Origin of the sequence: Bradyrhizobium sp., from assembly GCF_050014615.1 — a bacterium.
Lineage (GTDB): Bacteria > Pseudomonadota > Alphaproteobacteria > Rhizobiales > Xanthobacteraceae > Bradyrhizobium.
In genome coordinates this window covers 1-7183 of record NZ_JBEKCZ010000252.1, presented here as the reverse complement: position 1 = coordinate 7183, position 7183 = coordinate 1, and the positions used below count along the sequence as shown (strand labels likewise).

8 protein-coding genes and 1 tRNA gene are annotated in these 7183 nt (G+C 61.2%); 5 read left to right on the top strand and 4 right to left on the bottom strand.

Going from position 1 to position 7183, the window contains the following annotated elements:
- The first annotated feature begins 74 nt into the window (after nucleotides 1-74).
- Nucleotides 75-1529 carry a dihydropyrimidinase gene (hydA, locus tag ABR948_RS26910; protein ID WP_428123861.1) on the top strand — a complete coding sequence of 485 codons (1455 nt, stop codon included), beginning with the start codon at nucleotides 75-77 and terminating at the stop codon, nucleotides 1527-1529.
- Here hydA and ABR948_RS26905 read toward each other — a convergent pair.
- Complete coding sequence (locus tag ABR948_RS26905) at nucleotides 1519-2304, bottom strand: SDR family oxidoreductase (protein ID WP_428123856.1); 786 nt, start codon at nucleotides 2302-2304, stop codon at nucleotides 1519-1521. The genes hydA and ABR948_RS26905 overlap by 11 nt on opposite strands.
- 157 nt (nucleotides 2305-2461) lie before the next feature.
- Here ABR948_RS26905 and ABR948_RS26900 point away from each other — a divergent pair, with 157 nt between their 5' ends.
- Nucleotides 2462-2860 carry a winged helix-turn-helix transcriptional regulator gene (locus ABR948_RS26900; protein ID WP_428123858.1) on the top strand — a complete coding sequence of 133 codons (399 nt, stop codon included), beginning with the start codon at nucleotides 2462-2464 and terminating at the stop codon, nucleotides 2858-2860.
- A 44-nt stretch (nucleotides 2861-2904) separates the two neighbouring features.
- On the opposite strand, the gene ABR948_RS26895 is transcribed toward ABR948_RS26900, so the two are convergent.
- Nucleotides 2905-3216: a YdhR family protein gene (locus ABR948_RS26895; RefSeq protein WP_428123853.1), complete on the bottom strand. Its 312-nt coding sequence runs from the start codon at nucleotides 3214-3216 to the stop codon at nucleotides 2905-2907.
- Between the two features lie 163 nt (nucleotides 3217-3379).
- Between ABR948_RS26895 and ABR948_RS26890 the strand changes: the two genes are divergently transcribed.
- Complete coding sequence (locus tag ABR948_RS26890; protein ID WP_428123851.1) at nucleotides 3380-4393, top strand: carboxylesterase family protein; 1014 nt, start codon at nucleotides 3380-3382, stop codon at nucleotides 4391-4393.
- A gap of 74 nt (nucleotides 4394-4467) precedes the next feature.
- On the opposite strand, the gene ABR948_RS26885 is transcribed toward ABR948_RS26890, so the two are convergent.
- Both ABR948_RS26885 and cpdR read right to left on the bottom strand, forming a co-directional pair.
- Nucleotides 4468-4542, bottom strand: a tRNA-Val gene (locus ABR948_RS26885).
- Nucleotides 4543-4656: 114 nt separating this feature from the next.
- Nucleotides 4657-5016, bottom strand: a complete 360-nt coding sequence (gene cpdR / locus ABR948_RS26880) for a cell cycle two-component system response regulator CpdR (RefSeq protein WP_140976363.1) — start codon at nucleotides 5014-5016, stop codon at nucleotides 4657-4659.
- 302 nt (nucleotides 5017-5318) lie between these two features.
- Between cpdR and ABR948_RS26875 the strand changes: the two genes are divergently transcribed.
- Nucleotides 5319-6206: an N-formylglutamate amidohydrolase gene (locus tag ABR948_RS26875; protein ID WP_428123848.1), complete on the top strand. Its 888-nt coding sequence runs from the start codon at nucleotides 5319-5321 to the stop codon at nucleotides 6204-6206.
- Between the two features lie 570 nt (nucleotides 6207-6776).
- Nucleotides 6777-7183, top strand: a 407-nt coding sequence (locus ABR948_RS26870; protein ID WP_428123845.1) for an inositol monophosphatase family protein, incomplete at its 3' end; no start/stop codon positions are given.

The following is a 7183-nucleotide window of genomic DNA, read 5'->3' as shown; positions in this document are numbered from 1 at the left end:
CGGGGGAAAAGCCGGCGGCGCCCACGCGCAATGCCGTGTTTGGCCGCGTTGGCAAGAATCTAAACGGAGATGCCCTGACGATCCTGATCCGCGGCGGCCCTGTGGTGAACCACGATCATTCGTGGCGCGCGGATGTCCTGGTCGAGGGCGAGACGATCGTTGCGTTCGGTCCGTCGCTCGCGGCACCCTCCGGCGCCGAGGTGATCGACGCCGGCGGCTGCTATTTGATGCCGGGCGGCATCGATCCGCATACCCATCTCGAACTGGGCTTCATGGGCAGCGTATCATCTGATGATTTCGAATGGGGCACCAAGGCCGCGCTGACCGGCGGCACCACCATGGTGGTCGATTTCTGCATTCCCGATCCCGGCCAATCGATGCTGGCGGCGTATCAGGACTGGCGGCGCAAATCAGAGAAGGCGGCCTCCGACTACGGCTTCCACATGGCGGTGACGTCGTGGTCGAAGCAGGTGTTCGACGAGATGGAGATCGTGGTCAAGACCTACGGGATCAACACCTTCAAGCACTTCATGGCCTATAAAGGCGCGCTGATGGTCAATGACGACGAGCTCTACAACTCGTTTGCGCGCTGCGCCCATCTCGGCGCCCTGCCGCTGGTACATGCCGAGAATGGCGACGTCGTCGCCCGTATGCAGGAAGCGCTGCTGGAACGCGGCGTCACCGGCCCCGAGGGCCACGCTTATTCGCGGCCGCCCGAGGTCGAAGGCGAGGCCACCAACCGCGCCATCATGATCGCCGACATGACCGGCGTGCCGCTTTATGTCGTCCATACCAGTTGCCGCGAGTCACACGAGGCGATCGCGCGGGCGCGGGCCGGCGGCAAGCGGGTCTATGGCGAGCCGCTGATCCAGCATCTGCTGCTCGACGCGGACGAATACGAAAACAGAAGCTGGGACCATGCCGCCCGCCGGGTGATGTCGCCGCCGTTCCGCGACAAGGCGCACCAGAACAGTCTGTGGGCCGGGCTGCAGTCCGGCTCGCTGCAGGTGGTCGCGACCGACCACTGCGCGTTCACCACAGAACAGAAGCGTCTTGGGCTCGGCGATTTCCGAAAAATCCCCAACGGCACCGGCGGGCTCGAAGACCGCATGCCCCTGCTGTGGACCGCAGGCGTCAACAGCGGCCGGCTGACCAAGGAAGAGTTCGTCGCGGTGACCTCAGCCAATATCGCCCGCATCCTCAACATCTATCCGCGCAAGGGACGGCTCGGCATCGGCTCCGACGCCGATATCGTGGTGTGGGACCCCTCCGCCAGCAAGACCATCAGCGCCAAAAGCCAGGTGAGCCGGATCGATTACAACGTGTTCGAGGGATATGCCTGCACCGGCGCGCCCGTCGCCACGCTGTCGCGCGGCAGGATCGCCTTTGCCAAAGGCGATCTGCGCGCCGAGAAGGGCGACGGAAAATATGTGGAGCGGCCGCCGTTCTCGCCGGTCCATGTCGCCAATTCGACCTGGAAACAGGCAACCGCGCCGCAAGCGGTGCGGCGAGCGGATGTCACGCCGTGAGGGTTGATCCGGCAACCCCTGGCTTGGCCATCTTCGCCATCTGCCTGAGCATGAATTGGGGTGCGATCCGGCTCATCGCCTTCAGCACGTTGCTGAGGCCGGGGCGGATTTCCATCCGGCCGGCTTCGATACCGGCGATCGCGCGTTTGGCGAGCACCTTCACGTCCATCCCCTTCTGCCCCTTCATCTCCTCTGCGAACTCACCGCGCAATAACGGCGTCTCGACGGCGGGCGGAGCCAATTCGATCACGGTCACGCTGGTGCCGTCGAGCTGTATGCGCAGCGACTGGGTGAATGAGTGAAGTGCCGCCTTGGTGGCGCAATAGACCGGCGACACAGGGAGAGGGACAAAGGCCAGACCGGAAGAGACATTGACGATCAGCGCGCCCTTGCGGGTCTTGAGGTGCGGCAGGAACTGTTGGACCATTCGCACCGGCCCGCTCAAATTGATTTCAATTTCGCGTGTCACGTCGTTCAGGTCGCGATCCCTATTGAGATTCAGGTTTCGCATGATCCCGGCATTGTTGATGAGCGTATCGAGCTCCGGAAATTGTGCGACTAATTTGTCGTGCAGCGCCGCTATCGCGACGGGATCGCTCACGTCGCTGTTGAAGGTGTGAACGCCGGGTAGCTCCCGCTTGACCGCATCGAGCTTTGCCTGATCGCGGCCGGTAACGATCACCTTGTTGCCGCGCTGGTAAAGCTGCCTGGCCAGCTCAAGGCCGATGCCGCTGGTTCCACCGGTTATCAGGACGGTCTTTTTCTCCAGTTTCACGAGAGGCTCCTTGCAGTTTGTTGATCGGGCTTGCCCAGTCGCAATCTAGGCGTCACACTCTCCAAACGAAAGAAGGCACCTGAAAGTTCTATACTTACCAAAAAGAGAGTAATTGAAAATGCGGAAGATTTCGCAGTTCACCGCGCAGCAAATCGCGATGGCGAAGGATTACGCCGCCCGCATTCCGCCCGACGACCTCGATCCGAGGATTGAAGCCCTGGTCAACGACCTGATCGGCCGCGTCGCCGACAAGTGGACGATGCTGGTCCTTGAAGTGTTGGCGGAAAAGGGCGAGCTGCGATTCACGCGCCTGAGCGAACTGGTCGAGGGCATCAGCCAAAAAATGCTCACGCAGACCTTGCGCCAGATGGAACGCGACGGCCTGGTCAAGAGGACCGTGCATCCGGTCGTGCCGCCAAAGGTTGAATACAAACTAACGCTGCTCGGCATGACCCTTGGCGCAGCCTTTTGCGGGGTATGGGTCTGGGCAGCGGAAAACCTCAAACAAGTCGAGCGGGCCCGCCGCAAGTTCGACAAACAGAGCGGAACGGACTGATCGGATAGCGTCGGTCACATCACGCCGGCCAATGAGTCCGCGCTCTAAATCGCGCCGGCCTTGCCCGTCGCCTTGTCGGTGAGCGCGACGGTTTCGAAATATTGAATCCTCGGATCGTTGCCGTAGCGGGCGCGAATCCCCTCGCGCCAGGGACCGCTGTAGAACGCCTCGGCCGCGGCCTGGCTTTCCCACATGTAAACGCCGCCGGCGACGTCGCCCTCCTTCCGGCAGATGAACTGCTTGCGGACGAAGCCCGAGGCTTTGAGAAAATCGGGCGCGATCTTGCTGAAATGCTCGCGGCACTCTTCAAGTCCGATTGATTTCGGCAGATCATAGAGAACAATGGCTGTGATCATCGGCGTTCTTCCCTTTTGTTACTTGTACCAGCCCGGGAATTGGACGGACAGTTCCCTGCGAGGCGGTTATGCCGTCAAATCGACAAAACCCGGACCGAAATTTGGCCGATGACAGCGCGCCGATGGACGACGGGATCCGCGCGCAGTTTGAAGATGGGTCGTGATGGCAAAATACCTGCTGCTTTGTTTGTTGCTGAGGTCAATCACGGGCGTATCGGTGCATGGCTCGGAGCCCGGGCTGGCCGACTTCGCCGCTCACCTGTTGAAGGCCGGACTCGTCAGCGACGGTTCAAGCCCCGCACCGGATGATGCCAGGAATACCGTCGAGAATACCGTCGAGAATACCGTCGGGAACAACGACAAGCCGGATGACGGACCGGATCAATCAAAATCATGCGCGAACGTGTCGTTTACCCGCGGCCTCAAATACGGCGAGAGCGACCTGAACATCCTCGACGTCGCCACCGGCGATATAAAGGCCACATCGCCGCGTCCGGTGCTGCTGTTCGTGACGGGGGACAGTTTCAGCGGCGACGCTGGGGCGACCGATGTCGCGGGCCCGCTGCAGGATGAGGCGATGTGCTTTGCCGCGCGCAATGGAATGGTCGGCGTGAAGATCAGCTACCGGCGGGCGCCGGCATATCCATGGCCATCCGGAGCCCGGGATGTCGCGGCGGCGCTGTCGTGGGTCCACCAGAACATCGACCTGTTCGGCGGAAGTCCCGACGAAGTGGTGACCATCGGCTTTTCCACCGGCGCATTTCACGTCGCCAGTTTGCTGGCGCACCCGGAATTTCAGGAGCGCGACTCCGCCGTCGCCGGGGCGGTGCTGGTGTCCGGCATTTACCGCTCCAGCGCGGATGCCGGCGCGACCGAGAAGTCGTATTTCGGGATGGACGCCGGCAAATACGAGGAGCGGTCGGCATTTCCCGGCATCCTGAACATCGAGACGCCGATCCTGCTGGCCTGGTCGGTCGACGACCCGCCACGTCTGGTCGCGCAGGGCGAAAAACTCAAGGAGCTGCTGTGCCACTCGGCCACCCATTGCCCGCGTGTCACGGTGCTCAAAAATCGCGACAGTCTCCCTTCTGTCCTGGAGGCCGATACGGCCGGGGCAAGCCTGGCTGAGCCACTGCGAGAGATGGTCCGGGAAATCGAGGCAAGGGGCCTGCCCTGACGCGGCTGAAACCGCCAGGAGCCAGCCGAAACAACTGCCTTTGCTCAAGGGATCGAAGGCTTGTTGTGGCGGGATGGTGGGCGCGACAGGGATCGAACCTGTGACCCCCTCGATGTCAACGAGGTGCTCTCCCGCTGAGCTACGCGCCCTGAAACCTTAACGACGGGTGCGGTCCGTATATCGGCTCCAAAGCGGGCAGGCAAGGATGCCGGCGTGCGTTTTCGAGCGAAAGCCGGGCCGACAGAAGCCGGCCGGGGACCCGTTCAGGCCGCCAGCATCTTGTTCACTTCGCTGACCAATTCGCGAAGATGGACCGGCTTCGACAGCACCTTGGCATTCTTCGGCGCCTCGGAATCGGAGTTGAGGGCGACCGCGGCAAAGCCGGTGATGAACATGATCTTGATGTCGGGATCGAGCTCGGAGGCGCGGCGCGCGAGCTCAATGCCGTCCATCTCGGGCATCACGATGTCGGTGAGCAGCATCTCGAACGGCTCCTCGCGCAGCCTTTGATAGGCCGACATGCCGTTGTCATGGGAAGAGACCTGAAAACCGGCGTTTTCCAGCGCCTTGACCAGGAAGCGGCGCATATCATTGTCGTCTTCGGCGAGGAGGATTTTGTGCATGGGATTGGTCGTCGAATCCTGATTGGAGGATCAATCCACTCACTAAGCCCGACAGAGGGTAAATTTCGGGTGAAAGCGGTCGGAGCGGGCCTGCGGTTCGCGGCGCTATTTGTGGACCGGAACGCGCGGCGAATCAATGAAGGCGGGCCTTTTTGGACCGCAAGCGGCGTTCCAGCCGATTTGCTGTTTTTTTCGCTTGGCAGAAGGGTTGCGATTACCGACAATGAGTTTGCATAAAAACACCGTTTTTCTGGCAGGAATGGCGTGTTCAGAACGGCGGATTCCAGGGACGGCGCCCGACGATGACCCAGTTTGATGGCGAACTGTCGCCCCCGTTCGAGATCGTAGAGCCGGCCGCGTGGCGGGCACCGATCATCTTCAACTCGCCGCATTCCGGATCGGTCTATCCGGACGAATTCCTCAGCGCGTCGCGGATCGATCTTCCGGCGCTGCGCCGCTCCGAGGATTCGTTCATGGACGAACTGATCAGCGGCCTGAGCGACCGCGGTTTTCCGGTGGTCCGGGTCAATTTTCCCCGCTCCTATGTCGATGTGAACCGCGAGCCCTACGAACTCGACCCGCGCATGTTCTCAGGGCGATTGCCGAGTTTCGCCAACACCCGGTCGATGCGGGTCGCCGGCGGCCTCGGCACTATCCCGCGCGTGGTCGGCGACGGACAGGAGATCTATCGCGAGCGTCTGTCCGTCGACGATGCCATGGCGAGGATCGAGGTGCTCTACAAGCCCTATCACCGCGCGCTGCGGCGGCTGATCAACAAGGCGCATCAGGCGTTCGGCACCGTGGTGGTGGTGGATTGCCATTCGATGCCCTCGATCGGCGTGTCGCGGGACGAGCCGCGTCGACCGGATGTGGTCATCGGCGACCGCTATGGCACCAGTTGCGCCGCTGTGCTCCCCGACATGGTCGAGGAAACCATGAGCCGGCTCGGCTACTCGGTCGGACGCAACAAGCCCTATGCCGGCGGATTCATCACCGAGCATTACGGCAATCCGGCATCCGGACTGCATACGATCCAGCTCGAACTCAACCGGGCGATCTACATGGATGAGCGGCGGCGCGAACGCAGCACAAGATTTGCGCAGGTGGCCACCGATTTCGTGGTGCTGGCCGAAGCCCTGGCCGCCGTTCCGCTCGACGACCTCGGACCGTTTCAGGCCGCCGCGGAATAGTTCGCCTGGTCATTTTCGGGTGCGCGACAGCTCGAACCCGACATGACAATTCCAAGAAGAAAATAACAATTTCAAGACAAGCGAACGCGGCGTGAAACGTTCCAAAAAAATCCCAAGAAAAAAGGGCCGCTTGCGTTGGCAAGCGGCCCAAGTCTAGGGAGGAAACGCCCAAGGAGGGCAGCGATAACGCCAAAAGCGCTACCGCACCGCAACAATATGCGACCGCGCTGCACAAATTGCAAGGCTTTTTGAATCATTTCCGCTGGGCCGTCCACAGGCTTCGGTGACGGCTCCCAAACCCCGATTTAACGGTTTTTCAACATAATTTCATATGGTTGCGTGCATCTCCAACAGCCAGCGAGCCTCACCCCCGTATCATTACTGATATGTTCTCAAATTCGTGATCGACCTTGTCATCAGAAAATGCAGCCCCGCTGCGGGGTGATTCGGAAGCTCAATATTAAGGGCGCAAGCATCTGATAAAGGTGGGTTAGCCGTGCGCAATTCACGGGATTGCGCTACGCAGGACCTCCAACATTCTCCACCCGCTCCACTGCTCAAAGGATTGCCGTGACGGTCATTGATTTTACAGCCTTCATCGGCCGCCTCGCGACCTCCTCCGGGGAAACCATCCTGCCGTTCTTTCGAACGTCGCTGAGCATCGACAATAAAAGCACGGCCCACGATTTCGATCCGGTGACGGAGGCCGACCGCGCCGCCGAGGCGGTGATGCGGCGCCTGATCAAGGCCAATTTTCCGCAGCATGGCATTGTCGGCGAGGAATTCGGCAGCGAGCGCGAAGACGCCGAATATGTCTGGGTGCTGGACCCGATCGACGGCACCAAATCCTTCATCTCGGGCTTTCCGATCTGGGGCACGCTGATCGCGCTGTTGCACAAGGGCACCCCGGTGTTCGGCATGATGCACCAGCCCTTTATCGGCGAACGCTTTTCCGGCGACAGCGGCTCGGCACATTA